26 protein-coding genes are annotated in these 26186 nt (G+C 37.9%); 15 read left to right on the forward strand and 11 right to left on the reverse strand.

Going from position 1 to position 26186, the window contains the following annotated elements:
* Positions 1–53: 53 nt before the first annotated feature.
* The 3 genes from ADIARSV_RS04975 to ADIARSV_RS04985 are packed head-to-tail and all read left to right on the forward strand — an operon-like array spanning position 54 to position 4543.
* Positions 54–3353, forward strand: coding sequence for a TonB-dependent receptor (locus ADIARSV_RS04975; protein ID WP_040299144.1), 3300 nt, complete (start codon positions 54–56; stop codon positions 3351–3353).
* A gap of 12 nt (positions 3354–3365) precedes the next feature.
* Positions 3366–4190 carry a hypothetical protein gene (locus ADIARSV_RS04980; protein ID WP_016194317.1) on the forward strand — a complete coding sequence of 275 codons (825 nt, stop codon included), beginning with the start codon at positions 3366–3368 and terminating at the stop codon, positions 4188–4190.
* A gap of 29 nt (positions 4191–4219) precedes the next feature.
* Positions 4220–4543 (forward strand): hypothetical protein, encoded by a 324-nt coding sequence (locus ADIARSV_RS04985; RefSeq protein WP_016194318.1) that lies wholly within the window; start codon positions 4220–4222, stop codon positions 4541–4543.
* A 121-nt stretch (positions 4544–4664) separates the two neighbouring features.
* Here the strand turns inward: ADIARSV_RS04985 and ADIARSV_RS04990 are convergent, their stop codons facing one another.
* Entirely contained in the window at positions 4665–4946 is a 282-nt protein-coding gene (locus ADIARSV_RS04990) for a hypothetical protein (RefSeq protein ID WP_040299110.1), read from the reverse strand.
* 156 nt (positions 4947–5102) lie between these two features.
* Positions 5103–5669 (reverse strand): DUF4256 domain-containing protein, encoded by a 567-nt coding sequence (locus tag ADIARSV_RS04995; protein WP_016194320.1) that lies wholly within the window; start codon positions 5667–5669, stop codon positions 5103–5105.
* Between the two features lie 383 nt (positions 5670–6052).
* Between ADIARSV_RS04995 and ADIARSV_RS22980 the strand changes: the two genes are divergently transcribed.
* From ADIARSV_RS22980 to ADIARSV_RS20985, 3 genes are all read left to right on the forward strand, one after another.
* Positions 6053–6268, forward strand: coding sequence for a hypothetical protein (locus tag ADIARSV_RS22980; protein ID WP_316929489.1), 216 nt, complete (start codon positions 6053–6055; stop codon positions 6266–6268).
* A gap of 21 nt (positions 6269–6289) precedes the next feature.
* On the forward strand, positions 6290–6613 hold the full coding sequence (locus tag ADIARSV_RS22985; protein WP_016194322.1) for a helix-turn-helix domain-containing protein: 324 nt from the start codon (positions 6290–6292) through the stop codon (positions 6611–6613).
* Between the two features lie 163 nt (positions 6614–6776).
* Positions 6777–6938 (forward strand): hypothetical protein, encoded by a 162-nt coding sequence (locus tag ADIARSV_RS20985; protein WP_016194323.1) that lies wholly within the window; start codon positions 6777–6779, stop codon positions 6936–6938.
* A 309-nt stretch (positions 6939–7247) separates the two neighbouring features.
* Here ADIARSV_RS20985 and ADIARSV_RS05005 read toward each other — a convergent pair whose 3' ends face one another.
* Positions 7248–8042, reverse strand: a complete 795-nt coding sequence (locus ADIARSV_RS05005; protein ID WP_016194325.1) for a CPBP family intramembrane glutamic endopeptidase — start codon at positions 8040–8042, stop codon at positions 7248–7250.
* Between the two features lie 222 nt (positions 8043–8264).
* On the opposite strand from ADIARSV_RS05005, the gene ADIARSV_RS20435 reads away from it, so the two are divergent.
* The 5 genes from ADIARSV_RS20435 (at position 8265) to ADIARSV_RS05030 (ending at position 13005) form a co-directional block, all read left to right on the forward strand.
* Entirely contained in the window at positions 8265–9374 is a 1110-nt protein-coding gene (locus ADIARSV_RS20435; RefSeq protein WP_083936525.1) for a sensor histidine kinase, read from the forward strand.
* Complete coding sequence (locus tag ADIARSV_RS05015) at positions 9371–10063, forward strand: LytR/AlgR family response regulator transcription factor (protein WP_016194327.1); 693 nt, start codon at positions 9371–9373, stop codon at positions 10061–10063. The genes ADIARSV_RS20435 and ADIARSV_RS05015 overlap by 4 nt, the downstream gene beginning before the upstream one ends.
* Positions 10064–10189: 126 nt before the next feature.
* Positions 10190–11326 (forward strand): Re/Si-specific NAD(P)(+) transhydrogenase subunit alpha, encoded by a 1137-nt coding sequence (locus ADIARSV_RS05020; protein WP_016194328.1) that lies wholly within the window; start codon positions 10190–10192, stop codon positions 11324–11326.
* The gene (locus ADIARSV_RS05025; RefSeq protein WP_016194329.1) at positions 11323–11610 is read left to right on the forward strand and encodes an NAD(P) transhydrogenase subunit alpha; all 288 of its coding nucleotides are present in this window, start codon (positions 11323–11325) and stop codon (positions 11608–11610) included. Before ADIARSV_RS05020 ends, ADIARSV_RS05025 begins: the two co-directional genes overlap by 4 nt.
* 3 nt (positions 11611–11613) lie before the next feature.
* On the forward strand, positions 11614–13005 hold the full coding sequence (locus tag ADIARSV_RS05030; protein WP_016194330.1) for an NAD(P)(+) transhydrogenase (Re/Si-specific) subunit beta: 1392 nt from the start codon (positions 11614–11616) through the stop codon (positions 13003–13005).
* Positions 13006–13100: 95 nt separating this feature from the next.
* Here ADIARSV_RS05030 and ADIARSV_RS05035 read toward each other — a convergent pair whose 3' ends face one another.
* Positions 13101–13310 (reverse strand): hypothetical protein, encoded by a 210-nt coding sequence (locus tag ADIARSV_RS05035; protein ID WP_016194331.1) that lies wholly within the window; start codon positions 13308–13310, stop codon positions 13101–13103.
* Between the two features lie 449 nt (positions 13311–13759).
* Positions 13760–15685 (reverse strand): glycoside hydrolase family 97 protein, encoded by a 1926-nt coding sequence (locus tag ADIARSV_RS05040; RefSeq protein ID WP_235048361.1) that lies wholly within the window; start codon positions 15683–15685, stop codon positions 13760–13762.
* A gap of 691 nt (positions 15686–16376) precedes the next feature.
* Here ADIARSV_RS05040 and ADIARSV_RS05045 point away from each other — a divergent pair.
* Positions 16377–17342, forward strand: coding sequence for a hypothetical protein (locus tag ADIARSV_RS05045; protein WP_016194333.1), 966 nt, complete (start codon positions 16377–16379; stop codon positions 17340–17342).
* A 235-nt stretch (positions 17343–17577) separates the two neighbouring features.
* Here the strand turns inward: ADIARSV_RS05045 and ADIARSV_RS05050 are convergent, their stop codons facing one another.
* On the reverse strand, positions 17578–17955 hold the full coding sequence (locus ADIARSV_RS05050; protein WP_016194334.1) for an RNA recognition motif domain-containing protein: 378 nt from the start codon (positions 17953–17955) through the stop codon (positions 17578–17580).
* Positions 17956–18344: 389 nt separating this feature from the next.
* On the reverse strand, positions 18345–18851 hold the full coding sequence (locus ADIARSV_RS05055; RefSeq protein ID WP_016194335.1) for a hypothetical protein: 507 nt from the start codon (positions 18849–18851) through the stop codon (positions 18345–18347).
* Between the two features lie 347 nt (positions 18852–19198).
* On the opposite strand from ADIARSV_RS05055, the gene ADIARSV_RS05060 reads away from it, so the two are divergent.
* Both ADIARSV_RS05060 and ADIARSV_RS05065 read left to right on the forward strand, forming a co-directional pair.
* The gene (locus ADIARSV_RS05060; RefSeq protein WP_016194336.1) at positions 19199–20023 is read left to right on the forward strand and encodes an SDR family oxidoreductase; all 825 of its coding nucleotides are present in this window, start codon (positions 19199–19201) and stop codon (positions 20021–20023) included.
* 62 nt (positions 20024–20085) lie between these two features.
* Positions 20086–22143, forward strand: a complete 2058-nt coding sequence (locus ADIARSV_RS05065; protein WP_235048362.1) for a M3 family metallopeptidase — start codon at positions 20086–20088, stop codon at positions 22141–22143.
* A 108-nt stretch (positions 22144–22251) separates the two neighbouring features.
* Here the strand turns inward: ADIARSV_RS05065 and ADIARSV_RS05070 are convergent, their stop codons facing one another.
* A complete protein-coding gene (locus ADIARSV_RS05070) occupies positions 22252–23277 on the reverse strand; it encodes a S66 peptidase family protein (RefSeq protein ID WP_016194338.1) in 1026 nt (341 codons plus the stop codon).
* A 99-nt stretch (positions 23278–23376) separates the two neighbouring features.
* Between ADIARSV_RS05070 and ADIARSV_RS05075 the strand changes: the two genes are divergently transcribed.
* Complete coding sequence (locus ADIARSV_RS05075) at positions 23377–23808, forward strand: hypothetical protein (protein WP_040299111.1); 432 nt, start codon at positions 23377–23379, stop codon at positions 23806–23808.
* Here ADIARSV_RS05075 and ADIARSV_RS05080 read toward each other — a convergent pair whose 3' ends face one another.
* The 3 genes from ADIARSV_RS05080 to ADIARSV_RS05090 are packed head-to-tail and all read right to left on the reverse strand — an operon-like array spanning position 23809 to position 26106.
* Positions 23809–25134, reverse strand: a complete 1326-nt coding sequence (locus tag ADIARSV_RS05080) for a sensor histidine kinase (protein ID WP_040299112.1) — start codon at positions 25132–25134, stop codon at positions 23809–23811.
* A complete protein-coding gene (locus ADIARSV_RS05085; protein ID WP_016194341.1) occupies positions 25131–25811 on the reverse strand; it encodes a response regulator transcription factor in 681 nt (226 codons plus the stop codon). Before ADIARSV_RS05085 ends, ADIARSV_RS05080 begins: the two co-directional genes overlap by 4 nt.
* Positions 25812–25830: 19 nt before the next feature.
* Complete coding sequence (locus tag ADIARSV_RS05090) at positions 25831–26106, reverse strand: hypothetical protein (RefSeq protein ID WP_040299113.1); 276 nt, start codon at positions 26104–26106, stop codon at positions 25831–25833.
* Between the last annotated feature and the right edge of the window lie 80 nt (positions 26107–26186).

Genomic DNA, 26186 nt, shown 5'->3' on the forward strand with positions numbered 1-26186 from the left:
TGCAAAAAGGTTTAATCCTTCACTCTACCGTAAGACACAAACTTATCTTTCTTATGAAATGCTCCTTTATCTTATTGGCTGCACTCTTAACGTCCTCAGGTATGCTTTTAGCTGATTCTGCTAAAGGGCAGAACCTGGATAAGCTCAAAATCGTCCTTCATTTAAATAAGTCAGGTATTAAGGAAAGTTTACTTGCAGTTGAAAAACAATCTAAGATTCGGTTTTCACTGTCGGATGACTTGCTGACCAAGTATACGAAAAGTGTGACGATAGATGCTGAGGATATTAGTGTAAGAAAGGCCATTGACCTCATTTTAAATCAGACTAACTTAAGGCATCGGATACTGAACAATTTCGTATTGATTGAAACCAAGCCAGTTCAAGCAAAACCCGGTCATGTCTCTGGTAAGATCGTAGACGATAAAGGCGAAACCTTACCTGGCGCCTCGGTCAAAGTAGTAGAAACCGGGGCAGGCGCACAGGCAGGTGTTGATGGCGGCTATATCCTAAACTTGCAGCCGGGAACCTACACCCTTGAGTTCAGCTACATATCTTTTCAAAGCCATCGCATTACCGGAGTAATGGTAACAGAAGCTAAAAATACGCCACTAAATATTTCTTTGAAAACAGATTCAAAAGGATTGAAAGAAGTTGTAGTAGTCTCGAGTTATAGGAGGGCCTCTGTTGCAAGTTTATATGCGCAGCAAAAGAACGCCTCCAACCTTTCGGATGGAATCTCTGCAGAACAGATCGGTGCAACCCCTGATAAACATGTGGGTGAAACCCTAAAAAGGATAACAGGCGTTTCAACTAACGATAATCGAAAGGTAGTTATACGTGGCATTGCCGAGCGTTATAACGTATCACTGCTAAATGGGAGTGCTTTGCCTAGCACAGATGTGCAGGAGCGCGACTTTGAGTTTAACCTCATCCCAACCAATCTGGTAGAAAACATTGTGGTGGCTAAGTCCATCACCGCAGATATGCCTTATGGGTTTGCGGGAGGCCTGGTTATGATCACTACCAAATCGGTTCCTGAAAACAATTTTGTATCAATAAGCGCAGGCTCTTCTTACAACAGCCGCACCATTGGTAAAGACTTTCTTGGATATGGACGTGGCAAGTACGACTATTTAGGTTTTGATGATGGAGGTAGAGATCATTTCCCTGATGGTATGCTGAACTTGGTTGGCAAATTTGACCCGACAAAGGATGACAGTCAAAATGAAATTACAGCCGCTCAAGTTGCTGAACAGAACAAACGTATAGGAGGAACAGAGCGCTTAGGTGCGCGCCGTTTTAAACCTGTGTCATCACAAAATTACCAACTGAGTTTGGGCAGGACCTATTCACTTGACAGTACCAAAGTACGCCGCCTTGGTTTTATAGGCTCGTTAAGTTACCGTAATACACAAACCAATGATTATGTATCCAGCATACGCCGGGGAGATTGGGCTCGCGAACCAACACGTGGGGATGACCTAACTGATAAGAATTCTGGGAATATATATGGGTTTAATACTACTTTGGGGCTCATGTTAAACGGTGGTTATAAAACGGAAAAGCATCAGATCAATAGCTATAATCTATATACCCGGATATTTGATAATCAGTTTAGCCGCTTTACCGGCTGGACATTTGAGAATCCGAAGAATGATGACAACATGAAATTTCCTAAGATACTAGAAGATGAAAGACCCAAATTCACAGATTTACTTCAGAATAAAGTAAGTGGCACCCATCGTGTAAATTCATTCACTTTTGAGTGGGGCCTTGCCAGGACTACCATAAAATCTGTAGAACGTGATGCGATTTCGGCCGAACAGGGCTTCAGGGAAACTGCAAATGGCGTATTTTATATTTATTCGATAGGTAATATAAGCGATCCGGGAGCCGGCCCACTGCACCGTGATGAATACCTTTATAAAGAGGATAACCTTGACGCGTTATTTAGCGCAGCCTATGATTTTAAGCTCGGCAAAACCAGGCATACCTTAAAAGCAGGTACTAACTATTTAAAAAAGCATGCATTTTACGATTGGCAGATACTTCCAATAGCAATGGGGCGAAATTCCACCGTTCCAATCGAATTACTTCCTATCCAGGAGTGGGGCAACTACATGAGCATGGAGAACACCGGAAATAGTTTATTCTACTATAAGCAGGATTATACCTTAAATAAATTTGAGGCTAAAAGCTTAAATAAGGGGGCGTTTGTCATGTTAGATCATAAGTTGCTGCCCGGCCTTCGTATGGTGTGGGGAGGCAGGGCCGAATACTTCAAGCTGGATACTATAGTAAATTCAGCCAGTAAACTGGCGGACAAGAATAGTCAAATATTTTTTGCAGAAAAAAAGGATTGGTATTTTCTGCCATCGGCCAACCTGACCTACTCTCCTATAAAGGACCTCAACCTGCGTGCATCCTATGCCAAGGCAGCTGTTCGTCCGGGAATGATGGAAAATTCTAGATTCTCGCGTTTCAACCCCAACTACGGATCTGTTGTGAGAAGTAATGGGGTTAGCAGTACCCTTATTGATAATTACGATGCTAAGATAGAGCTATTTCCAGGTGCAGGTGAAATATTGTCGGCAGCTTATTTCTATAAGTATTTTGATAAACCGGCAGAGTATTACCGGTTAGATAATGAAAATAATGGCAGGGGTTACATTACAATTTCAAATTCTGATTGGGCAAAGGTAAGAGGATGGGAATTTGAGCTGCGAAAAAATTTAAATTTTCTGTATGATGGAGCTTCATTTCTAAAGGACGTGTACGTTAGCGGTAACCTCACCCTTCAAAAATCAAAGGTAAGGGCGAGAGAGATACAGTATGGGAAAAGTTCTGACGGCTTAGATTCGATGTATTATAAATACTTAAAATATCCACGCGCACTATATGGACAGGTACCACTATTATACAACGCAGGCATACAATACGCAGGAAAAAAACTGGGTTTGAACGCTAGCTTGAACCATGCAGGTTATAAAACATTTATTACCGGGATATCTCCCAACTATGTTGAATATGAACGACCGCGTACCCAAATGGACGCGCAGGTAAGCTATATATTTTTTAAAGGAAAAATGCAAACGAAGCTTAATATGAGCAATTTGCTTGATGCCCCCTTCCGTTATTTCATTAATGATCCAACAACCTTTGAAATAAAACCGGGAAATGAAGGTGAGTTGAATTTGGAATGGAACGAAGCATACGCTTATAAATTTGGTTTCTCTGAAAAATTTGAAGAAGGGTATACGGATCAGGTTACCAATAGGCTGGTTGGTGACAGGCAAACGGCTACCCGCTATACGGGCCGTACATTTAGTCTTTCCTTATCCTATAATTTTTAATTGAAGTACATCATGATCAAAAAAATTAGAATAATATATCTGGCAACTATCCTGCCTGTATTGCTGTTAAGTGCGTGTGAAAAGGACGGAACTCCTATGCTCCCAGCTATAAAAGCTTTTAATGAAAATTTTAACATTAGCGGCTTTGTAATAGGAGATACCATTGTACAATATTTTGATAACGTTAAAATACGTGAATATTACGGTCAGGTAAGAACCGTTAGGACAGGAAACCAGCTAGCCTTTACAACGGATGAAATCAACATGGAATTGAAAAGAAAAAGCACAGGAGAGACCATTTATCGCCAGACATTCAACATCAACGACAAGCAAAGTATTGTTCCCCCGTTCTACTTTGACGGACTGAAGTTTAATGAGGGATACGCCTACCCTGTTCCGAAGGAAAATGAATATACAGCTAATTTTTATGTGGAGAGCAATGGTAGTTCGGCTCCTGTAGACATCAACATTGAGGTGCTCGAGTACTATGAGGATAGTACGAAGCCCGACCCTATAGTCGTTGTACATACCACTACTATTCCGTTAGCCGAAAATGTGCAGCCAGGGAGTTGGACACCCTACCTGAAAATTCCAGTTCCTATGGTAATTCCAGAACAAGACGATCACTATTTATATCCGATTGTTGTGGTCAGAGATTCAAAGACCAAAGACTACTACATCAGTAAAAACAGGGATATGAGCGTAATTTCCCTTGAGATCCCCTACGATGGCGTTTCGCCAGGTAAGGTTCAAAGTATCTACCTAAACCGGAAAACGAGCATAGAAAAAGTTACATACCTGGAGTCTTTTGATCTGGTGCAGCTTTTTCCGAGATAATGGAGCTTTGCGAATTAATTATATGAAGAATGCATGGAATTAGTAAAAGCCGGCATGAGCATTTACACAATGCTTTGCTGCAAATGGAGGAATTGTTAGCAAGCAATGGTCGGGATTCCGGATTTTCACAGCAAGCAGTGGATTACAACCTGGAACTGGAAGCCATGTACCAAAATTATGAACAGCTGTTGAAAGAGTTATCAAGGCAGATTACAGCCTATGAGATTTTGTACAGCGAGGTGAAGGTGCAATTTCTTGGGAAAAAGCTGAAAGAACTGAAAAAGAGAATTCAAGCCGAAAAGCCTGCTTATTTAGTATTGCAAGCAAGCATCAAACTGGCTTATTGCACCTAACCTGAAAAAAACAAATCAGCACTACAATGGTGCTGATTTAACTACAATTAAGTAGCTCCCGTTTAACGCAAATCAATTTAAATGTTTTGTTTAACAAAGTTCTAGAGATTATACGAATCAATCATTTTATTGGCGTTAAGATTCCCTTCAGCATAAATTCAATCTCTTTCAAAAATTTGATATTATTTTTCAAGTCTCCGATAAGATTCTCTGGAGAAGCTTGATCTATTAAAGTATCAGAGATAATTTGAGTTTGCACGACCAAGTCAGGTACAGAAGCCGGCATGAAAAGTTTACAAGAGTCGAAAAATGATTGAATTTCTTGAACGTTAACAAAATAACCTTTGCCGTCGATACTGATAATAGGTTTTTGTACCTCTACATTTAGGATTATTGTTTCCATGATTTAATATAAGACTTGAATTGTTTATCAATTCTCTGATCACTTAAGCTCAGGTTCTTCCTTTTACTTCATCCAGGATAAAAAGGTTTCGATGTTTATAAGAAAATAGGAACGCTGCAGACTAACAATTAGTTATTTTATAATGAACCATGGAGTTTAAACCCTTACCGAGCCACGAAAGCCCCTGGCGGCATAATAAGATTCTGCACCATTGTGATATACAAAGACAGTGTCATAACGATAGTCAGCAAAGATGGCACCACCAAGGTTTCTAATTACAGAAGGTGTCATGATCCAACTCGATGTTTTATTGTCAAAATTTCCCAGTTTTTGTAAATCCCGATATTGTTCTTCTGTTAAAAGCTCAATGCCAATAGAAGCGGCCATATCAATCGCAGTATTTGCCGGTTTAAATTCTTTCCTCGACTCGAGTGCTTTACGGTCGTAGCAAACACTTCTGCGACCCTTGGGACTTTCAGCTGAACAATCATAAAAAATATATTCGTCCGTCTTTGTATCATAGCCAACAACGTCAGGTTCACCACCAGTTACTTCCATTTCGTTAATTGTCCAAAGTTTTTCGGTATTAGCGACTAGCTTTGCTTGTACGTTAGCCCATTCAAGATTTTTATGGCGGTTCATGTGTTTCTCATAACGAACTTTCAATACGCCGAGTAAACCTTCATTCTGTTCTGGTGACAACTCTTTTTTATTGCTTTTCATATTATTCATTCTTTAATGTTACGCAGTTCGATTGATAGGTATGTAATTCTGTTGTAGGAGTATAACCATTGGAAGATAATTTGAACTATCCACCGCAGCTACCCGTATACATGCCTGGTAATCATAAAAAAGAGTGTTAAAGCTTTCTTTATTGCCATATGTATAAGATTTCAAAATAAAATTAATAAATATTTAATTCATTATCCCAAGAGAAATTCATGCATAATAAGAGTAAAATGAATCTAGAGAGCAGGCTATTGCATAATTTAAGCCGTACAGATACGCCTTTCCGTCAAATGAGACAATTAGATTGTATAATCCTTCCAATAATTAAGTAGTATTGACTGAACTTCCAAAATTTAAAAAAGCAATCATTTAATAAAATGAAACTACACATCAAAAATATGGTTTCGGTTCGCTGCAAAATGATTGTCAAACAAGAACTAAAAAATCTTGGGCTTCATTTTATCATAGTCGAATTAGGCGAAGTTGAAATAATGGAAAACATAAAGGGTGAGCAATTGGAGCAGGTAAAAATCGCTTTGCTTCAATCCGGACTGGAGCTATTAGATAACAAAAGATCGGTATTGATTGAATAAATCAAAAACACGATTGTTGACATGGTTCATACAGATGGGTTGATTAACATGACTTTTTCTGATTATTTAAGCGGCAAACTGAATCACGACTATACCTACCTGGCAAATTTGTTTTCGGAGATACAAGGCACTACCATTGAGCAATTTATCATTTCGCATAAGATTGAAAGGATAAAAGAGCTCATTATTTATGATGAATTAAATATCACTGAGATTGCCTGGAAAATGAATTACAAAAGTGTGGCGCATTTATCAAACCAATTTAAAAAAGTAACAGGACTATCACCCTCACATTTTAAACAACTGAAGGATAAAAGAAGAAGTCCTATTGAAGACATTGGATAATTGGATACACAAACGTCAATTATATCAGACGAGCTGCCTGCAACTGATTTAACAGAAGATGTTTAACGTTCAAAAGCATCAAAATTCTGGTTGACAAGGCAGAACTTTCAAATCAATCAATTACCCTCTTAAATTATATAGAATAGCAATTGTTTAAACACAAATGGTAACAAATAAATCATCGAAGGAAGGCGCATTATTAATTGCCAGGAAGGAACTTGCTTTTCAGGATGAGGAAAAAGAAAAGAGAGCGGTTGAACTGATTATCGCCAATTTAGAGCTGGCTTATCAAGATGAAGAAAAGAAAAACGGGCTGCCGAATTAAGCATTGCCAATAAAGAACTTATATTTCAGAATTATGAAAAAGAAAAACGGGCGGCTGAACTGATCATTGCCAATATTATAATTGGCGTTTAATTATGTGGTTAAAGTGCAATTAATAATTAAGCTTCCAAGTGCTAAATGATTTTATTAATAATCAGCCCTTGATATCTTGATTGGTTTGGTATGTTAATAATCAAGTAAATTATGATATAATGATTAGAGAAATTCTATCTGTATAATTGCTGGTCTTTCTGATATTCTACACCATGCTCTTTAAGATAATTAACACCAAATTTACTCATCAAATAAGTCAACTCCTGGACGGCAAGACCAGGCTCTTTTTGCAACTTGCTATAAGTATAATAGTAACTGAAACGATTAATAAGAAAGGCATGAGTATCATAAAACCACTATATTGTTCATGGTTAGTTGTTACCTTCAATAAACTGGAGTGATTGCCCCCTGCAGTTCTTGGAATGAGTTCCTGCGCGTAATTCCATCCTAAATGAATTCCAACAGGCATGACAAGCCTTTTTGTTTTGATGTAAGTCAGCCCAAATAAAATAGATCCAAGACCGGTAGTCAGCATTACTTTACCAGCATCGGTAACAGACATGGTATGATCGAGATGCATTAAGCCAAAAGGGATAACAATAAACAGTTGTGCAAGCCAGGGTGTAAAGTTTTTCAACAATGTCTGGAAAGGATATCCCCTGAAGACAAATTCCTGTACAAAGGCTGACCATAGACACATCAAAAAGGTTACAATTAGATAAATGGGGTCAATATGCTGGTTAAATGTCCATTTATCCTGAGTCAGATATAGTGTAATTATCGTAGTGCAGATTAACATAAGAATGCCTATTCCCAGTCCTAAATAAAAGTCATATCCATCTTGTCTTTTTGTTGGAAAGAATCCAAGCGATAATAATGACGTTCCTTCAGTTCTTAGAAGATACCAACTTATGATCAAAGAAACTAAAAAGAAGAAAATAAAGTCATTGATCACCGGCACTATGCCTGCAATAAAAGTAGCCATACAAAGTACTGAAAAATAAATCAATACTTTTAATAATGCTTGCAATTTGTTTAATCGTGTTTTCATACGTCTGTTGTATTGAAGTAAAGTGCGCTTTTTAAAAGTTGCGCGTCAATTTAAATCGACAATAGAATTAAATCTTTCGACTAAACCCACATAAAGCGCCATAAAGCAATCTGCTTCTTTTTCAAAAAGCTATATTGCTCATACGACATCATTGGTCGAAAACTTTCCGGCTTTCATCGTTTATATTTGTTGCATCATCAGTTAAAAGCCGATATTTTGTGCATGAAAATAACATCAGTTATAGAAAAGATTTACACGAATCCTTATTTGAGAATAATGCTGCACTTCTTTTTTTGGTTATTCATGTTTGGTATCAGGTTATATCTTACCAATGTATCCTTTAATGTATACAGAGGTTTTTCCTCTGAAGCCTATGTCTACATTAGTTTAAGCAGCACATTACTCATGACCACATTTTATTATGCTTTTATGTATGCTATTGTACCTAACTTGATACTTAAAAGAAAGTACCTGCTTAGCGGATTAAGTATCCTGCTTTTAATAATTTCATACACTATTGCCGATGCTTACGCTGAAATAAACCTGATACAAAATTGTAAAACTTGCCTTTCCGTGCTCCATAAGTTTAACTCAAATTATGAAAGTTATTTAAACCGGGGATTGATCAATGTTATATTAACAAGATTATTAAGTTTAGGAACACCTATGACTTTACTGTTTGCGTTATGCATCCCGTTTAGTATAAAAATGACGCTGCAGGCTTACAGAGATAAAATTCGCTCGCTACAATTAGCTAAAGAGAATCTGCAGCTTGAATTCAGCTTTTTAAAATCACAGTTTAATCCTCATTTCCTCTTTAATTCTATGAACAATATTTATGGGCTGATTATCAGCGGTGATACAGAAAGATCAGCAGCATTAGTGGCCCGTCTTTCCGAATTTTTACGATATGCATTATACGATTCTGAACACGAAGTAATGCCTGTTGAAAAAGAAGTTAAACTGCTAAAAGATTATATCGAACTAGAAAAAATAAGGCTGAATGATGCCAAAGTTCATTTTGAATGTACTTTAGATAACAATGATTACAACTTAGCTCCATTACTTTTAATACCCTTAATTGAAAATGCCTTTAAATATAGTTCTGATACACCTGCCTCATTTATTCATATTTCCATGAGCATTTTAAATGGACATCTAAGTTTTACTATAGACAATAGTATTGATCCGGACAAGCAAGTAATTACTGGAGGAATAGGTTTATGCAATTTCACAAAAAGACTAAAGCTTTATTATAAAGAAAGATACAAGTATGAAGTAGGCATTTTAAATAATAAATATTCGGTTAATTTAATAATTCAGATAACATGAGATTAAACTGCATAATTGTAGATGATGAACCTATAGCAAGGGATATACTTCAAAGTTATATTGAGAAAATACCGGAATTAAATCTAGTTAAAAGCTGCAAGAACGCAGTGGAAGCATATGAAGCTTTATATGAATTCTCAGTAGATCTTATTTTCATGGATATACAAATGCCTGTTATTACCGGAATTGAATTCTTAAGATCTCTACGCAAATCTCCTTTAGTGATCTTTACTACTGCATACTCCAAATTTGCTGTTGAAGGTTTTGAACTTGACTCCGTAGATTATTTACTTAAACCAATTATTTTTGAGCGCTTTTATCAAGCTGTACAAAAAGCGCTTGAAAGAATTGCCATTCGTCCTCAATCAACAGAAAAGATGCCAATTACGAATGATTATATTTTCATAAAACAGGATGCTAAGCTTGTAAAGATTAACTACTGCGATATCGAATACATTCAGGCTGAAAAGGACTTTTGCTCCATTTATGGAGGCAAAAAAAGACTACTTGCTAGTTTAAATTTGAAGTTATTTGAACAAATGCTGCCGCCTCATAAATTCTTACGTATTCATCGATCCTACATAATCAATCTGGATAAAATTAAAGCCTTGACAGGCAATAGGATAGAATTAACTACTATGGAAATTCCAGTGGGCGCAAATTACAGGGAATTACTAAAAAAAAATTAGGATTATAAGCTAATTATGCCTCTCATTTTCTAACTCATGCAGAAAAGTGCCTTGAATCATTTTTTACACAGATTATTCATTTTACTTTCGTTTCTTGATTATTAACCAGATTAAATACCATTTCACTTGAAAATTGCTGTTGTTAAAGAGTGCAAAGAACCCGAGAAACGGGTAGCACTTACTCCAGATAGTGTTAAATCACTTATAAAAGCTGGATTTGAATGTTTTATTGAAGCCGGTGCAGGTTTAGCAACCGGTTTTTACGATTCTGCTTATGAAGCTGCAGGTGCGCGTGTTTATTCAGATAAACAAGCTCTTTTAACTGAAGTGGATGTTCTTTTGAAGGTAAATGCCCCACTGGTCGACGAATTATTGCTCCTGAAAGAAGGTTCAATAACCATATCGTTTCTATATGGCTATACTGTTCCTGAGATAATAGAGGCTTTGTTAGTCAAGAAGATATCCGCGTTCGCAATGGATGCTGTACCTCGTATTTCGCGTGCACAAAAAATGGATGCTTTAAGCTCGCAGGCTAATCTTGCAGGTTACAAAGCTGTACTATTAGGTGCAAACGCCCTTGGCAAAATATTCCCATTAATGATGACTGCTGCGGGTACAATAACACCTGCACGGGTATTGATTTTTGGTGCCGGAGTTGCAGGTTTACAAGCGGTGGCTACAGCTAAACGTTTAGGTGCGGTAGTTGAAGTTACGGATGTTCGTGCAGAAACAAAGGAGCAGGTAGAATCATTGGGAGGGAGATTTCTTGAAGTACAGGCCGAAGGGGTTCAAACAGAAGGAGGTTATGCTAAAGAAGTTTCTGCAGAATACCTGCAAAAACAAAAGGAACTTATTGTCAAACATATTGCCGAGGCTGATATTGTAATTACTACAGCACTTGTGATCGGGAAAAAAGCACCCCTTTTGGTCTCTGAAGATATGGTTAAGAGTATGAAACCAGGATCTGTCATAATTGATATGGCTGTAGAAAGTGGAGGTAATTGCGCGATAAGTGAACTTAATTGCACCGTAATCAAACATGGTGTTACCATTATTGGCGAATCTAACCTGCCTGGAATGGTTTCTGTCAATGCAAGTGAACTTTATGCAAAGAATATTAGCACGCTTCTACTGCATCTCGCTACTAAAGACTCCTTTAAATGGGATATGGATGAAGAAATAACAAAAGGCTCCCTTATTACCCATCAGGGCGAAGTTGTCCATCAGTTTACAAAAGAAATTTTAAATAAAAATAAAGTATGAATGCAGAAACCTTAATAATACTGCTATATGTGCTGGTACTTGCCAGCTTTGTGGGCTTTGAGCTGATCGCTAAAGTTCCCCCTACATTACACACACCCTTAATGTCGGGCTCTAATGCCATCTCAGGAATTACTATTGTTGGAGCAATAGTGGCTGCTGGCCCTGCTGGCTTTCCTGTTAGTAAAGTATTAGGTATAGCAGCGCTATTCCTTGCTACATTAAATGTGGTTGGAGGGTATGTAGTGACCGACCGGATGTTACGGATGTTTAAAAAGAAAAAATAGTACATGGATCTTAAATTATTTATACAGGCGGCTTACCTGCTTGCTTCAGTATTATTTATTGTAGGCATTAAGATGCTTGGCAAAACAACTACTGCTCGACGGGGAAATACACTGAGTGCTGTTGCCATGCTTATTGCCGTTTTGGTAACCTTACTCGATTCGCAGGTATTAAGTTTTACCGAAATCTTTATTACCATTTTAATTGGCTCTGCTGTTGGTACCTATGCGGCCCAAAAGATTGAAATGACACAAATGCCTGAGATGGTTGGCCTATTAAATGGCTTTGGGGGAGCTTCATCTGTACTGGTTGCAGCATCGGAGTATTGGAGACAGGCACATAACGACGGCTTAACCATGGACGCTATTGTTGCGGTTACGGTTGTTTTAAGTGTAATAATTGGTGCTATAACTTTTACCGGATCTATGGTTGCGTTTGGTAAATTGAGAGGATTGATTAACGGTCATGCCATTACTTTTAAAGGACAACATTTAATTAATGCAATTATTCTACTGGTCATACTTGTATTATCGGTGCTGGTTGTATTAAATCCCAACATAGAAATTTGGATGATAGGTGTCTTATTTTTAGGTTTACTCCTGGGTGTGCTTGTTGTGATACCCATTGGAGGTGCCGATATGCCGGTAGTGATCTCTTTGCTGAACTCATATTCAGGGATCGCTGCTTGTGCAACAGGATTTGTTCTGAACAATCAGGTATTAATTATAGCTGGAGCTCTTGTAGGTACTTCGGGTATAATTCTGACACAAATTATGTGTAAAGCCATGAATCGTTCATTAGCGAATGTTTTAATGGGTGGATTTGGTCAAACCGTTGGTACATCTTCAACCAGTGGTGATGATATCGTCGTTAAAGAAATAGGTGTGGAAGAAACTGCTATGCTTTTCGATTCTGCATCTTCTGTTATTATTGTTCCAGGATATGGTATGGCTGTGGCTCAAGCGCAACATGTTGTAAAAGAGCTGACTGATTTGCTGGAGAAAAAGAATATAAAAGTAAAATTTGCTATTCATCCAGTAGCCGGACGTATGCCAGGACACATGAATGTGCTGCTTGCCGAAGCAAATATTCCATACGATAAATTAATTGAGATGGATGAAATTAACGATGAATTCGCAAATACGGATATCGCTTTAGTTATCGGTGCAAACGATGTGGTTAATCCTGCTGCTCATACCAATCCTCAAAGCCCTATTTTCGGCATGCCAATATTAAATGTCGATAAGGCTAGAACTGTAATCGTATCTAAAAGAAGCATGAATGCAGGGTATGCCGGTATTGAGAATGAGCTATTCGGCTATCCTAACTGTCTGATGCTATTTGGCGATGCTAAATCAACAATGGCCAAAGTTGTAGGGGAACTAAAAGAACTTTAGATTAGTATTTGAATTACGATATAATTATATGCATACCATCGCCTGGTCCACTTTTGTAAAGATCAGATGATGGTATGTTTATAAGTTATTTTATTTTAACCGTTTTTTTCAGGAAAGTCTGTTTCCTCCTGATTCTTTTCTATTTCAGCATCAGTGTCCTTGTCCTTAAGAACTTCCAATGCTAAAGGAGTCAATTCGGTATTTTCACCAATGGTATCATCTCCTGTATCCGCAGTATCATTTCTTTGTTCTTCTGTACCTGCATGCTCTTCAGGTACCTGATTATTAATTTCTTGATTTTCCATAAATAAGTTTTCTAATCATAAAAGAAACTTTTGAATTTTTTGTTTCAAATAGAATATTTTTAAGCTATAAAAATAAATAAGTAAATCTTTCCTTTTCCCTACGTCAATACCTTTGGAGACAGAATTAAATCAGTTTACCTCATAGATAAGCTTTATTAATTACACATAATTTCTCATTAATTCCTACATACGATACTGTAATTAGTTAAAAACGAGCAGATCATCGAACCTAATCTGGTTATATTTAAATGAAAAAAAATAAAGCCTGATAGACATTTTACTTAATGAACAACATGTTAGCACATGAGAATCCCATTATATATAAAAGGATTGCTAATATTTTGTATCTACCCTATTAAAAAACAGACATACCAGTACCAGAAGCAACTATTTCTTTAACATTTTATATTTTCCTGAATGAAGGATCCACTAATTGATGAGTCTTCCTCCTATTCAAATACAATAACAAAACCACCGGCAGCCTTTACTTTGACTAGCGTATTTCTGGATGGTATAACATCCGATTGAACAAAGGATAGATCCTGAGCTCCATCCGTAATCATCTTTCCCGTAGAATTGATAAACGAAAGATCCAGGGTAAGCTCTTTATCTTCTTTTTCACCATTAATACCGGCAACAAACCATCTTGTTCCCGAACGACGCGCAATAACTACCCTTTTGCCTGGGAAACCATCTATAAAACGAACATCATCCCAGCTAGCTGGAAGCGTTTTAAGCATCTCTTTTACATACCCAGGCACATGGCTCATCCCTTCAGGGGTCTCTGCAAAATGCTGAATTCCGGACAGAAATAGAACAGGTAATGCCAGCTCAAATCCATTAGTTGTACTTCTTTTAATATTTGGAATTTTATACAGAACCATGGGTGTATAATCCATCGGATCGTAAACATTACGCGTATAAGGGATCGTAGTACAATGAACAGGCTGCATATCTTCATTAGCCTGTAAAAATGTCCTGAACTCCATTCCTTTAATTGACTCCATGGTCATCAGGTTAGGATAGGTGCGCTGTAAGCCGCGAGGCAAGGTAGCACCATGAAAGTTGACCAGTATATGATGGTCAGCCGCGTCCTGTAAGATGTCTTGGTAATATTGCACAAAAGATTGTCCATCACCTCCAAAAAAATCTATCTTAACCCCCTTGATCCCCATCTTCTCTAACTTGGCAAACTCAGTTACCCTGCTTTCTTTCGTGAGCAACAGATTTCTTGGAGTAAACGGAACAGTGTTCCATGTTCCTGCTGAATTGTACCACAGGATTAAACCAATGTCCTTTTTCTTAGCATAAGCGGCAAGCTCAGCAATTTTTTCATATCCTATCTTTTTATCCCATTCCGCATCAACCAGGCAATAATCCCACTTCATATCCTTGGCATAGTCTATAAAACGCTTCTGCACATTAAATACCGTAGAATCATCCTTCAACAGCACCCAGCTCCATGCAGATTTGCCCGGTTTAATAAAGGAAGCATCCATATTCAATGCAGGTTTAGCCAGGTCTGTTCCCAAAGTAGACTCTACAATAGTTTTCAGACTCCCTACACCAATAATCCTCCAGGGTGTATACCAGGGAAGTTCAGACTCCGGATTTAAAGCTGCTCCTGCAGAAAACACTTCCGGACCCTGTGGAAAGCTAATACTATATTCACCATTAGGAGATAGCGCATTCAAACGGGTATAACAGTAATTCCGTTCAGGTGCCGATTCCGTAATGACCACCCAAGTATCCCCTGCCTGAAATAGTGCCGGATAAACCCAACCTGCCCGTATCGGTGAGGGTTTACCAACAGCAATCCCCTGCTGATAATTTTCTTCGTACGATGGATTGGAATGCTCGAATCCCGTTTGCGCATCAGCCATTGGTTGAAGCCATCCCTTTGCATTTTCTGCAAAATTATAAGACGTGGCTTCTACAGTGATCTTCTTCACTACTGTAGATTTCTCCGGGAAGTAATACCGGAAAGCAACACCATCATTAGAAACCTGGAAGATTATATCCAGTTTAGCACCAGTTGCATTACTCAAATGAAACACTTGTTTGTTCGCTGTATATTGATTGAGCTTACGTTTAGCCGTCAACAACTCATATTGATCTGTAGTGATGGTGATATCCGATGCTGAAATCAATTTCAGGTTACGGGAAAAGTCAGCATCCTGACGAATTAATCCCAATTTAGACTGTTCCAGCACCACTACATTATTCCGGTTTAAAGAATAAAACAAGGTACCTGTACGACGGAGACCAAAAGTTACTGATAAGGACTGATCCGGACTTTTAATCTGATATATTTTATCCTGAGCAGCAGCTGTCATACCACTGAATAACAAAATCATCAGATTTAATTTCTTCAAGTATAGTTTCATTTTAAAACGTTAATTATAATTTTAAATCACTTCAGGCCAACCTAAAGCATCCCATTTCAATACTTTGATCTGCAATTTAGATTTACCATCATCATGCGCATGATAGATCAAGTAATCTTTTCAGCCCGTCCCAAAAGAGCCAAAAGCAAGGTACGAATTCCCTTTATCATCTGTGATCAAATTAGCATCTATAGCATTCCAGTTGGTAATTCCCGGATAAGGTTGGATAACCTTACCACAATCTACCCATTTATAATCAGGACTTTGTGGATCTAACGATTTATTTGAATCCAGAAACGCTGATTTCTTAATAGACAGCTTGTAATTTTCACTTTAATACTTCTAATAAGATTGCAATAAGAATCAGATATGAGTCCAACCACGGTTAGTTAAAGTCGGACTTACCTTAGGTTTTTATTAGTTAATATTCACATTGAATTACAATCATTTTATCTGTTAACCTGGCTTATTCCAATTTCGAACTTTAGTCAAAGCACATTAACAAGAAATTCAAAGAAGAATAAATGAACATAAATATTTTGCTTTGGCAGGTTTGAAATTTAAGCTTGATGCTATTTTAAGAAAATTCATACCGTTTCATGGAAGATTTGAGAAGATTTAGCTTTTATTTCGTCCTTAAAAATCTTTAGTATTTACTTTACGCAAATAACAAAACAGTATGGCAACTATAGATAACAAAGGAATGGTACATGGAACCGCAGGTTCAGTAATTTACCGGGAGTACAGAGGAAAGAATATCATCCAGGGCAAGGCAAAGGCATTTAAGCAAACCGAAAAGACGATCAGGAGTGCTACTGAGTTTGGACTTTCGAGTTCAGCAGCAGCAGTTATAAGGACTGCATTTGAACCGGCCTATTATTTTAAGGATGGGACGGCGGCTTACAGGAGTACACAACTGGTTTATAGGTCTATATTAAATAATGTCAGTGGAGAAAAAGGAAAAAGAGATCTCCATGATGCAGACCTTTCTTTTTTACTGGGATTGGATTTTAATGCGACCAGTAAGCTGCATGAAGTACTTCAAATGAGCCACTCGGTAAGTAAAACCCAAGAAGGTTTTGTGAGTGTTACTTTAGGATCTTTAAACACCCAAACAGGGATCAAAAGGCCTAAAAGCACTAGTGGAGCCTATATGAAACACCGCATAAGGTTAATGCTGGTTGCTTTTAATTTCAGGGAAGAGTACTATGAAAACCTTGGTTTTCAGGATGTTGATCTGGAAGGGTATCAAAGCATTGAAGGACAAGTGATCACCTTTAATAAAAAAGTCCCTGATGATTGTCTGGCATTGGTGAGTATGTCATTGATGCTCTACTCTCCTATCAATCAAACCAATGAAAGTATCTTATTGAATAGTGCAGCGTTCAGCCCTTGTGCGATCATAGGAACCCTCCAATCAGAGAACCCCTCAAACTACCAATTAAAAATGGTTGACACACAGCCATCCAACTATCTTGGTAGAGAAGAAAAGATCAAGTTAATGGATTATAGAGGAAATCTCCTGATATTAGGGTTGGAAAACAGAATTAGCAAACTGATTAGTGCAACTAGCAAAAAGGCTAAAGTAAAGGAAGTGACACTAGACATCATCCCGAAAGGCCGGATTCCATTCCGAAAGAAATAAAACTCTTTAGTAAAATAAATATGATTCGTTTTAAAAAATGGGAAAGCTTTCATTTCATAAAAAACCATTCCACATTATATAAAGAAAGATAAAGAATTGGTAATCCAAAGCAAATTTATAAGAAATAAGTATCCGATGAAAACTGGATCATACCAGCCCAATAAAATTGGCATTAACCACAAAGAGGTCGCCCTTTTAAAGACAACCTCTTTGAAATATATTTTATAAATAGAGATTAAATTCGTTTTCTTGGACGCTTGCCACCTACACGTTCTCCTGGTCTGCTTACCTTTTGATAAATTTTTGGTTTAACCTTCACTTCAACCTTTCTTCCAAAAGTGCGTGGAGCAGGTTCAGGTTTTTCTTTTTTGCGGTCGTCCGCATAAGTAACGCTAATTACATCCTGATCGATACTCGCTTCATGGAGATTCTGCAAAGCTAATACCGCCTCCTCTTCGTTAGGCATATCAACAAAGCCAAATCTTCTGCTTATACCGGTATGCTTATCTCGTACTATATTTACAGCATCAACTGTACCATATTGTTCAAAGATATCTTTCAGCTCTAATTCTTCTAAATCGCGGGGAAATCCGCCTGCAAATAACTTAACCATTACTTATGTATGTATTCTATGATTGGGTTTAGCCTATTAATTATTTTATCTAACAATGATGATTGCATCAATAAATATGCCGAAACAAAAATAATATCTCTCTAAAAGGAAATAAGCAATCTTCTATTAGTTAAAAGATTATTTTCTTTAAAACAAGAATGAATTGATAATCAGTTAAAATTAAACTTTATAAGGTTGTAAACGCCACAAATATATTATTTTCTTATCATAGTAGGGTGTAAAAATATCCTGTCTACAGTAAATTTAATAATTAAATTAATGAAATCCGGGTTAAGAGGGATAAATATTTATGTGAGGCATCTGTTACACCATAAAAAAGCCGTTGAAGATCAAATTTCTCAACGGCTTTTTTGTAAATTGTTACTTAATTATTTACTTAAATTAAATCCATATGCGATACGTAAAGCAACCTGACTTGCATCATATTTCGTAAATTCCTCATAACGTACTCCAAGATCTAATCCGTTACCAAATCCCCAACCAATTGCTGGTGCCCATACGAATGAAGTTTCAGCTCCATCATTGGTTCCAAAACCAGCACCTAGTTCTCCACCTACATAAAAGTTAGGAGTAACAAATACTTTAACTCCTGCCTTCAATGGAATAATTCCCAGATCATCAGCTGGTTTGAATTCATCCTTAACAAAGAAATTAGTATAACCAGTACTTAATGTTAAAGATACAGGTCCTACAAGATCCTTCTGCAATTTAAGATCACCTCCTAATACAAATCCATAAGGACTATCTATAGACACACCCGGATTAATACCTACTCCAAGGCGCCATGCTTGGGAATCCTGTGCTTTTGTTTCTGTTGCAAATACTAATGCTGCTATTGCGAATGCTGCTGTGAATAGTTTAAATGACGTTTTCATACTAATGTATTAATGAATATTATTATAGACACTAAACGTCAATTTGTATGCCAAAGGAAGCAAAACAGACCTCCCACATCCTAATTCTAATGTAAATTTCATTGCCCATATGCGTATTAAACGCTTCATTTTAAAGCTATTCAGTTAGGATAAAACAGGGCTTATATTTGCCGATATAAATCAGGTTTGAATTAATTTATTTTATACAAAGTTTAACAAATTGACCGATTCGCGCGATAAGTGTACATATTTGGGTTCATTTTTTATTAACAAGACAATTAAATACATCAATTGAACTTATGCTTCATGTACTCTTAATATTCATAAATTTGAAAAACTATTTATAGATGGCCAAAAAAATTGGAATTAGTATTTTAGGTTGCGGATGGTTTGGATTGCCCCTGGCCAAACAATTGATAACATTGGGATATCGGGTAAATGGGTCTACTACCACTCCTGACAAATTAACAGCACTTACCGACGAAGGGATAGAGGCTTACTTGATTGATCTGGCAAACGAGGATGTTAAAGACGTATCCGCATTCTTTGATTCTGAAGTCTTAGTGATCGCTTTTCCACCCCGAATGCGTTCAGGTAAGGAGGGTAATTACCTGCCTAAAATTGAACATGCACTGCGTATGATTAAAAATTCGGCGGTTAAGCAGGTTATATTTATCAGTTCAAGCTCTGTATTTGGCGACACCAATACCAAAGTAGATGAATCCTCAATTCCACAACCTGAAACGGATTCAGGAAAGGCAATTCTTTCCGCAGAGAGACTTTTACAATCAACTCCCGGTTTGACCACAACGGTACTTCGCTTTTCGGGATTAATAGGTCCGGGACGTGATCCAGGACGGTTTTTTGGAGGAAAAACAGCGGTTCCTAATGGCCAGGCACCAGTAAACCTGATTCATCTCGATGATTGCATAGGAATAACTTGCCAGATAATCGAAAAAGAGGCATACGGTCTGGTTTATCATGGCGTTACTCCCGATCATCCTTCCCGACAGGATTTCTATACCCCGGTATCTGTGAAAGCAGGATACGCTGCTCCAACTTTCATTGATGAGTTAAAAGAATGGAAAATAGTGGAGAGCAAACATGTTCCACTTTATTTAAATTATACGTTTGTTAATGGATCGCTGCTCGATTTGATAAAAAGATACTGATTAATGCAGCTTTTGATTTAAGTTTAACCTATATGCCAAATGTTAAAAGTCAAACAACTACGATGAACCCATTTTTCACAACATATACTACCCCCTTTCATGTTCCTCCTTTCGATAAGATTAAGATCGAACATTTCAAACCTGCTATCCTGGAGGGGATGAAACAAGAGTCGGCGGAAATTACTTCCATAGCTTACAGTGAGGCTGAGCCCAGTTTTGAAAATACTATTTTAGCGATGGAAAATTCGGGACAGCTGTTAACCCGTGTATCATCTGTATTTTTTAATCTTAATTCGGCCAATACTAACGAAGAGATTCAGGCAATTGCCAGAGAAATGGCTCCTGAATTAGCGGCTCATCACGATAATATTATTCTGAACCATCCGCTCTTTCTCCGTGTAAAACAGTTATGGGACACGCATGAAAGCTTAAAGCTGAATGCTGAGCAGATAAAACTAGTGGAGAAAACGCATAAGTCGTTCGTTAGAAGTGGTGCGAATTTAAATGAGGCAGACAAGGCAAAACTTCGGACAATTAACGCTAAACTTTCTTTGTTAGGTTTAAACTTCGGACAGAATCTTTTAGCTGAAACTAATGCGTATCAATTACTGATTGATAAAAAAGAAGATCTTTCCGGTTTACCGGAAGAACTGGTTTTAGCAGCTGGCGAAAGTGCTAAACAGTCGGGCAATGAAGGTAAGTGGCTTTTTAGTTTACAGAATCCAAGTGTGATGCCTTTTCTTCAATATGCGGATAACAGGGAACTGCGGAAACAGATTTGGGAGGCGTATACCCTACGTGGTGATAATAATAACGCACATGATAATAAAGAAATAGTCAGGAACATTGTCAATCTCCGTAGGGAAAAGGCAGCTTTGCTGGGTTATAAAGACCATGCTAGTTATGTGTTGGAGGAAACCATGGCTAAGACTCCGGAAAATGCATATAAGTTATTGAATCAGCTGTGGCAACCTGCATTGAATGTAGCAGGGAGAGAGGCTTTCGATCTTCAGAGGATGATTGATGACTCCGGAGCTCAATTCAAACTGGCACCTTACGATTGGAAATACTATACTGAAGAATTGCGTAAGGAACGCTTCGATTTGGATGAGCAGGAGTTAAGACCTTATTTTAGTCTGGATAAAGTTTGCGAGGGTGTATTTGGTGTAGCCACGAAGTTATATGGCCTGCAGTTCAAGGAGCTTACTGACCTTCCTAAATATCATGAAGAAGTCTCTGCTTATGAGGTATCTGAAGCGGATGGAACAGATATTGGGATCTTATATACTGACTTCTTTCCTCGTGCATCTAAGCGTGGAGGGGCATGGATGACCTCATACAGCTCACAGAAAATGGAGAATGGAAAGCGGATCAGTCCGGTGATCTCTATTGTATGTAATTTTTCAAAACCTACAGGCGACGCACCTGCCTTACTTACCTTTGATGAGGTGACTACTTTTTTCCACGAATTCGGGCATTCTTTACATGGTTTACTTTCCAATGTAACGTACCGGAGTCTTGCAGGCACGGCAGTATCGCGCGACTTTGTAGAACTTCCTTCCCAGATTATGGAAAATTGGGCTGCTGAGCCTGAAGTGCTAAAAATGTTTGCCCGGCACTACAAAACGAATGAGGTCATTCCTGATGAACTGATCAAGAAATTGCATCATACAGGTACGTTCGATCAGGGTTTTGCAACGATTGAATATTTGGCGGCTTCACTCCTGGATCTGGATTATCATACGCAGACAAAAGAGCTGAAAGATGATGTAGATTCTTTTGAACGTCAGTCTATGAAAAAAGCGGGGTTAATGGATGAGATCATTCCCCGTTACCGCAGCACTTATTTCAATCATATTTTTGCTGGCGGTTATTCTGCGGGATACTATAGTTACATCTGGTCCGGAGTATTGGATACTGATGCTTTTGAGGCATTTAAGGAAACCGGTGATCTTTTCAACCAGGAGAAAGCCCAGAGTTTCAGAATGAATGTACTGGAAAAAGGGGGTACTGAAGAACCAATGGTGCTGTACAAAAAGTTCCGTGGTGCTGAACCGGGAATTAAGGCCTTGTTGAAAAAAAGGGGTTTGAATTTGGAGCCGGAAAAGAAAGTTATATAAGGTCTGCTGTTAATTCCTTTTAATTATCTACATACTATTAGAATAATTAAAAGGAATTGACAGCTATTTTGGCAAATTAAAATAAAACACAAGCCTCAAAATATTGATTTACACCTCTTTGAGAGTACTACCACCTTGACCAACCATAAGTTCATGCTTAACATTGCATTTTAAGGCGAAGTTATTTAGTTGATGTCCTACAGGAAAATCAAAACATACGGGATAGGTATATTCCTTTACTTTTTCCATCACCATTTCATAAACGGACTGACCAAACTCTTCTCCTATTGCATCAGTTTTAATATTAAAGCCACCTATGATTAAACCTGCCAGATGGGCCAATTTACCAGTACGTTTTAGGTTCCAGAACATCCTGTCAATGCTATATAGTTGTTCTTTAGTATCTTCTACAAATAGAATTTTGCCCCTGGTGTCAAGGTCAGATGGAGTACCAGCGAGGGTGTGAATGATACTTAAATTACCACCAACCAATGGTCCCTCTGCCCGCCCATATCGGTTTGACAAGGCTCCTGTCGCAGTATAATTTAACTTTTCCCCTCCCAATGCCTGTTTGATAGATAAAATGGTTGAGATCTGGATGGGTTCGGCTTTTGCCCAGTCGTCCGGAAAGCTGTTGCACATTTTAGAATGCAGCGTAGCAATACCAAAGTTTTGGTTCACATGAGCATGCAACACAGTAATGTCGCTGAAACCGATTAACCATTTGGGATTCCTGACAAAATCTTTAAAGTTGATCTGATCAATGAAACGCACGAAACCATAACCACCCCTTGCGCACATAATGGCCTTAATTTCCGGGCTATCCAACATCATCTGAAAATCCAGACGCCTTTCTTCGTCTGTACCTCCGTAAGTATAATCCTTTTTCCCTATAGTGGTACCAATAACAACTTTGAAACCCCAACTTTCCATAAGCTGCACAGAAGGATGAATGGCCTCTAAACTGATGTATCCGGCCGGACTGGTGATTCCAATACTATCTCCTGCTTTTAAGTAAGGGGGTATTTTATGTTCCCTTCTCATTTCTGAAAGTGTGGGGGCAGCCCAGGCGTCACAGGTTGAGAGGATCCCTCCGGCAGTTACTAAAGAGGTGATGAAATTTTTACGGTTCATGTATGTTGTTTAAAAGAAAAAATAATATTAGAGAAAATACTTTTAAAAATTCATCTTAATTTCATGTTTGAGCTGGTACTTTGATGAAAAGAAATCAACATGAAAAAGTTCATTATAGTACTCGCCATCTTAGTTACAGTAATATCAGTAGGCACAACCAGTGCGCAGGTAAGAGTTAACGTTAACATAGGCACACCAGCTTATTATTATATGCCGGATCAGAATGCCTATTACAATGTTTCCGAAAGATCTTATTATTATGAGTATGGAGGAAGATGGATTCACAGTTCTTATTTGCCAGGCAGATACAGGAGTTATAATGTGTATAACGTCAGACATATTGAAGTGAATGAACCCCGTCCTTATTTAAGACATAGTTATTACAGAGAAAGATACTCCAAATCAAACAATTACCACGTAGTAAATCGTGGTGGTGGTCATTCAAGTTATGATAGAGACAGACATGATGACAGAGGTAACGGTCATGATAAAGGTGGAAATCATGGAAATGGACATGGTAAACACAAATAATCAGGTTGCCTTATAAATTGGGAAATATAAGGTAAAGGTAGTACCCTTGTTTACTTCTGATTGAACTTCAATATCAATATTGTGGTAGGTGGCAATACTTTTACTGATTGCTAACCCCAAACCGTATCCCCCTGAGGACCGCTGAACATGCACTTTTTTAAATCGGTTAAATATCAGGGGGAGGTCAGTTGTTGAGATACCTATACCAGTATCGCTAATAACCAACTGATACCGATGCTCCGGGGTGTATCTATCCGATATATGGATAGATCCCTGCGGAACATTGTATTTAATAGAATTATTTAAAAGATTATAAATCAACTGGAACAGAAGATCTTTATTGCAGTTGGTAAATTCTACATCTTCAGTAAGATGTATCGCTAACTGAATCCCCTTCTCCTCAAACCGATCTTCTATTTCTTCTATTACCTGTTTCACCAACACACTTAATGTTACTGATTCGGTCCGGGAATATTGATCATTATCAATTCTTGATATTAATAACAGGGAGTTCACTATTCTTTTTAAACGGTTTACTGTGGTCATCAGTTCGGCCAGTTTTTCATAGGTCTGATCGCTCATCTCATCTTGCATCATCAGATTTTCAATCTTACTATTCAGGATACTGATAGGGGTCATGAGTTCGTGCGAGGCATTTGCCGTAAACTCACGCTCTTTCTCAAATGCATCTCTTACCTGATCCATTAAACTGATCAGCGAGCTATCCAGGTATTTAAAATCCGTTGTATTGGTTTTTACCGGAACGGCCCCTTGTGTAAAGGGAAATGTCTGCCTGATGAGTTTCGTCTTGATGATTCGCTGCAAGGGTTTAAGGAGATAACGGGTATAAAACAGGTCTATGAGAACGGATATGACAATTAAGCTGATCAATACATATAAAGCAATGCGCTGTAAGGGTCTGTTGTATTCACTGATGGAGGTTACTTTTTTCCCTACTTCTAATAAATAGGCCTTATTATTTTCTTTAAACGTATAGCTGAGTACCCGGTAAACTAGTGTATCTCCTTCAACACGTCGTCTGCTGGTTTCTATGGTATCTATTTTCAGCCATCGCACAGGTTCCAAGGAAATATATTCCTGCTTAAGCATGGTATAACCACCATAACTCTGTTCACCTTCAAGATAATAATCAACGCCGTTCGTTTCAATGTTTTTAATAACTGCTGCCTTCTGTTGTTTTAAATTATAATCGGTAAAATCGGAAGTGATATTTTCCACGATGAAAGGCAGGATAATAATAAATAACAGTACGATACCCAACTTGGATAAGGTGATAAATAACGTTAATTTGTTGATTAACTTCACGCCTGTTTTTTAATTTTGTATCCTACTCCGCGAATAGTTTCCAGCCATTCCGTACTGGCAAAGGCCCCAAGTTTCTTGCGTAGGTTTTTGACATGTGCATCTATATAATTCGAATCATTTTCATCTTCTATAAAATTACCCCATATATGTTCGCACAACTGCATCCTGGTAAGGGGACGATTTTTATGCAAGAGCAAATAACTTAACAAATCAAACTCTTTCTTAGAAAGCTCTATGGCCGTTTGCTCATGGGTAATCGTTCTTTTTTGAAGGTCTACCATGAATTCGCCTATGCTTACTTCGGAATTGATTAATCCATATTTTCTTCGGGAAATTGCCTGCATGCGGGAATGCAGCTCGGGAAGGGAAAAGGGTTTAGGAAGGTAGTCGTCTGCGCCAAGGTCAAGGCCTTTAATGCGGTCTTCGGTATTACCTCTGGCTGTCAATATAATATAGGCTGCATCAGGGTTATATTTTTTTGCTTCCAATAGAAGTTTCAGTCCATCCATATCCGGAAGCCCAAGATCGAGCAATACAAAATCATAGGCATTAGAATCAAGAAATTCGAGGGCTTTTTTAGCGGTATGGGCAAGATCAATTAGATAAAAAGACTTTTTAAGAAATAGCTCTACTTCAAGTGCAAGGGTCTTTTCATCCTCAACTAATAACACTTTCACTGTATTGTGTTTTAAAGTACTACTTTTTTTGTTGTCTTACAGGCTCTGGCCTATCCTGTTTCCTGGATTTAGGAACTTCCTTTACTTGTTTTTTGGAATCATCTTTCCGCTGTGTTTGTTCGGATTTATTCTCTTGTTTACCACCCTTACTATCCTGTTGGACAGCAGCTTGGGAAATAAACGCATAAGTGGTCAACACTCCTATAAGAAGATAAGTAAATGTCCGTTTAAAGGTCTTATTCATCAAGTAAACAAAGTTCATCATTTTCGATGAGTTTTTCAGATATTTCTGCATTTTAAAAAGAGCGGGAATAAATATTCATAAAATTTAAACACAATGAGATTAAAGGTGTTAGATACTTAAACACAGAAAAT

The sequence above is a fragment of the Arcticibacter svalbardensis MN12-7 genome, from assembly GCF_000403135.1.
In the GTDB taxonomy this organism is placed as follows: Bacteria; Bacteroidota; Bacteroidia; order Sphingobacteriales; family Sphingobacteriaceae; genus Arcticibacter; species Arcticibacter svalbardensis.

Excerpts from the sequence above, each read along its gene's own strand:
- ADIARSV_RS04975 (WP_040299144.1), top strand. The coding sequence starts at position 54 with ATGAAATGCTCCTTTATCTTATTGGCTGCACTCTTAACGTCCTCAGGT.
- ADIARSV_RS04980 (WP_016194317.1), top strand. The coding sequence starts at position 3,366 with ATGATCAAAAAAATTAGAATAATATATCTGGCAACTATCCTGCCTGTA.
- ADIARSV_RS04985 (WP_016194318.1), top strand. The coding sequence starts at position 4,220 with ATGCATGGAATTAGTAAAAGCCGGCATGAGCATTTACACAATGCTTTG.
- ADIARSV_RS04990 (WP_040299110.1), bottom strand. The coding sequence starts at position 4,946 with ATGGAAACAATAATCCTAAATGTAGAGGTACAAAAACCTATTATCAGT.
- ADIARSV_RS04995 (WP_016194320.1), bottom strand. The coding sequence starts at position 5,669 with ATGAAAAGCAATAAAAAAGAGTTGTCACCAGAACAGAATGAAGGTTTA.
- ADIARSV_RS22980 (WP_316929489.1), top strand. The coding sequence starts at position 6,053 with ATGAAACTACACATCAAAAATATGGTTTCGGTTCGCTGCAAAATGATT.
- ADIARSV_RS22985 (WP_016194322.1), top strand. The coding sequence starts at position 6,290 with ATGGTTCATACAGATGGGTTGATTAACATGACTTTTTCTGATTATTTA.
- ADIARSV_RS20985 (WP_016194323.1), top strand. The coding sequence starts at position 6,777 with ATGGTAACAAATAAATCATCGAAGGAAGGCGCATTATTAATTGCCAGG.
- ADIARSV_RS05005 (WP_016194325.1), bottom strand. The coding sequence starts at position 8,042 with ATGAAAACACGATTAAACAAATTGCAAGCATTATTAAAAGTATTGATT.
- ADIARSV_RS20435 (WP_083936525.1), top strand. The coding sequence starts at position 8,265 with ATGAAAATAACATCAGTTATAGAAAAGATTTACACGAATCCTTATTTG.
- ADIARSV_RS05015 (WP_016194327.1), top strand. The coding sequence starts at position 9,371 with ATGAGATTAAACTGCATAATTGTAGATGATGAACCTATAGCAAGGGAT.
- ADIARSV_RS05025 (WP_016194329.1), top strand. The coding sequence starts at position 11,323 with ATGAATGCAGAAACCTTAATAATACTGCTATATGTGCTGGTACTTGCC.
- ADIARSV_RS05030 (WP_016194330.1), top strand. The coding sequence starts at position 11,614 with ATGGATCTTAAATTATTTATACAGGCGGCTTACCTGCTTGCTTCAGTA.
- ADIARSV_RS05035 (WP_016194331.1), bottom strand. The coding sequence starts at position 13,310 with ATGGAAAATCAAGAAATTAATAATCAGGTACCTGAAGAGCATGCAGGT.
- ADIARSV_RS05045 (WP_016194333.1), top strand. The coding sequence starts at position 16,377 with ATGGCAACTATAGATAACAAAGGAATGGTACATGGAACCGCAGGTTCA.
- ADIARSV_RS05050 (WP_016194334.1), bottom strand. The coding sequence starts at position 17,955 with ATGGTTAAGTTATTTGCAGGCGGATTTCCCCGCGATTTAGAAGAATTA.
- ADIARSV_RS05055 (WP_016194335.1), bottom strand. The coding sequence starts at position 18,851 with ATGAAAACGTCATTTAAACTATTCACAGCAGCATTCGCAATAGCAGCA.
- ADIARSV_RS05060 (WP_016194336.1), top strand. The coding sequence starts at position 19,199 with ATGGCCAAAAAAATTGGAATTAGTATTTTAGGTTGCGGATGGTTTGGA.
- ADIARSV_RS05065 (WP_235048362.1), top strand. The coding sequence starts at position 20,086 with ATGAACCCATTTTTCACAACATATACTACCCCCTTTCATGTTCCTCCT.
- ADIARSV_RS05070 (WP_016194338.1), bottom strand. The coding sequence starts at position 23,277 with ATGAACCGTAAAAATTTCATCACCTCTTTAGTAACTGCCGGAGGGATC.
- ADIARSV_RS05075 (WP_040299111.1), top strand. The coding sequence starts at position 23,377 with ATGAAAAAGTTCATTATAGTACTCGCCATCTTAGTTACAGTAATATCA.
- ADIARSV_RS05090 (WP_040299113.1), bottom strand. The coding sequence starts at position 26,106 with ATGCAGAAATATCTGAAAAACTCATCGAAAATGATGAACTTTGTTTAC.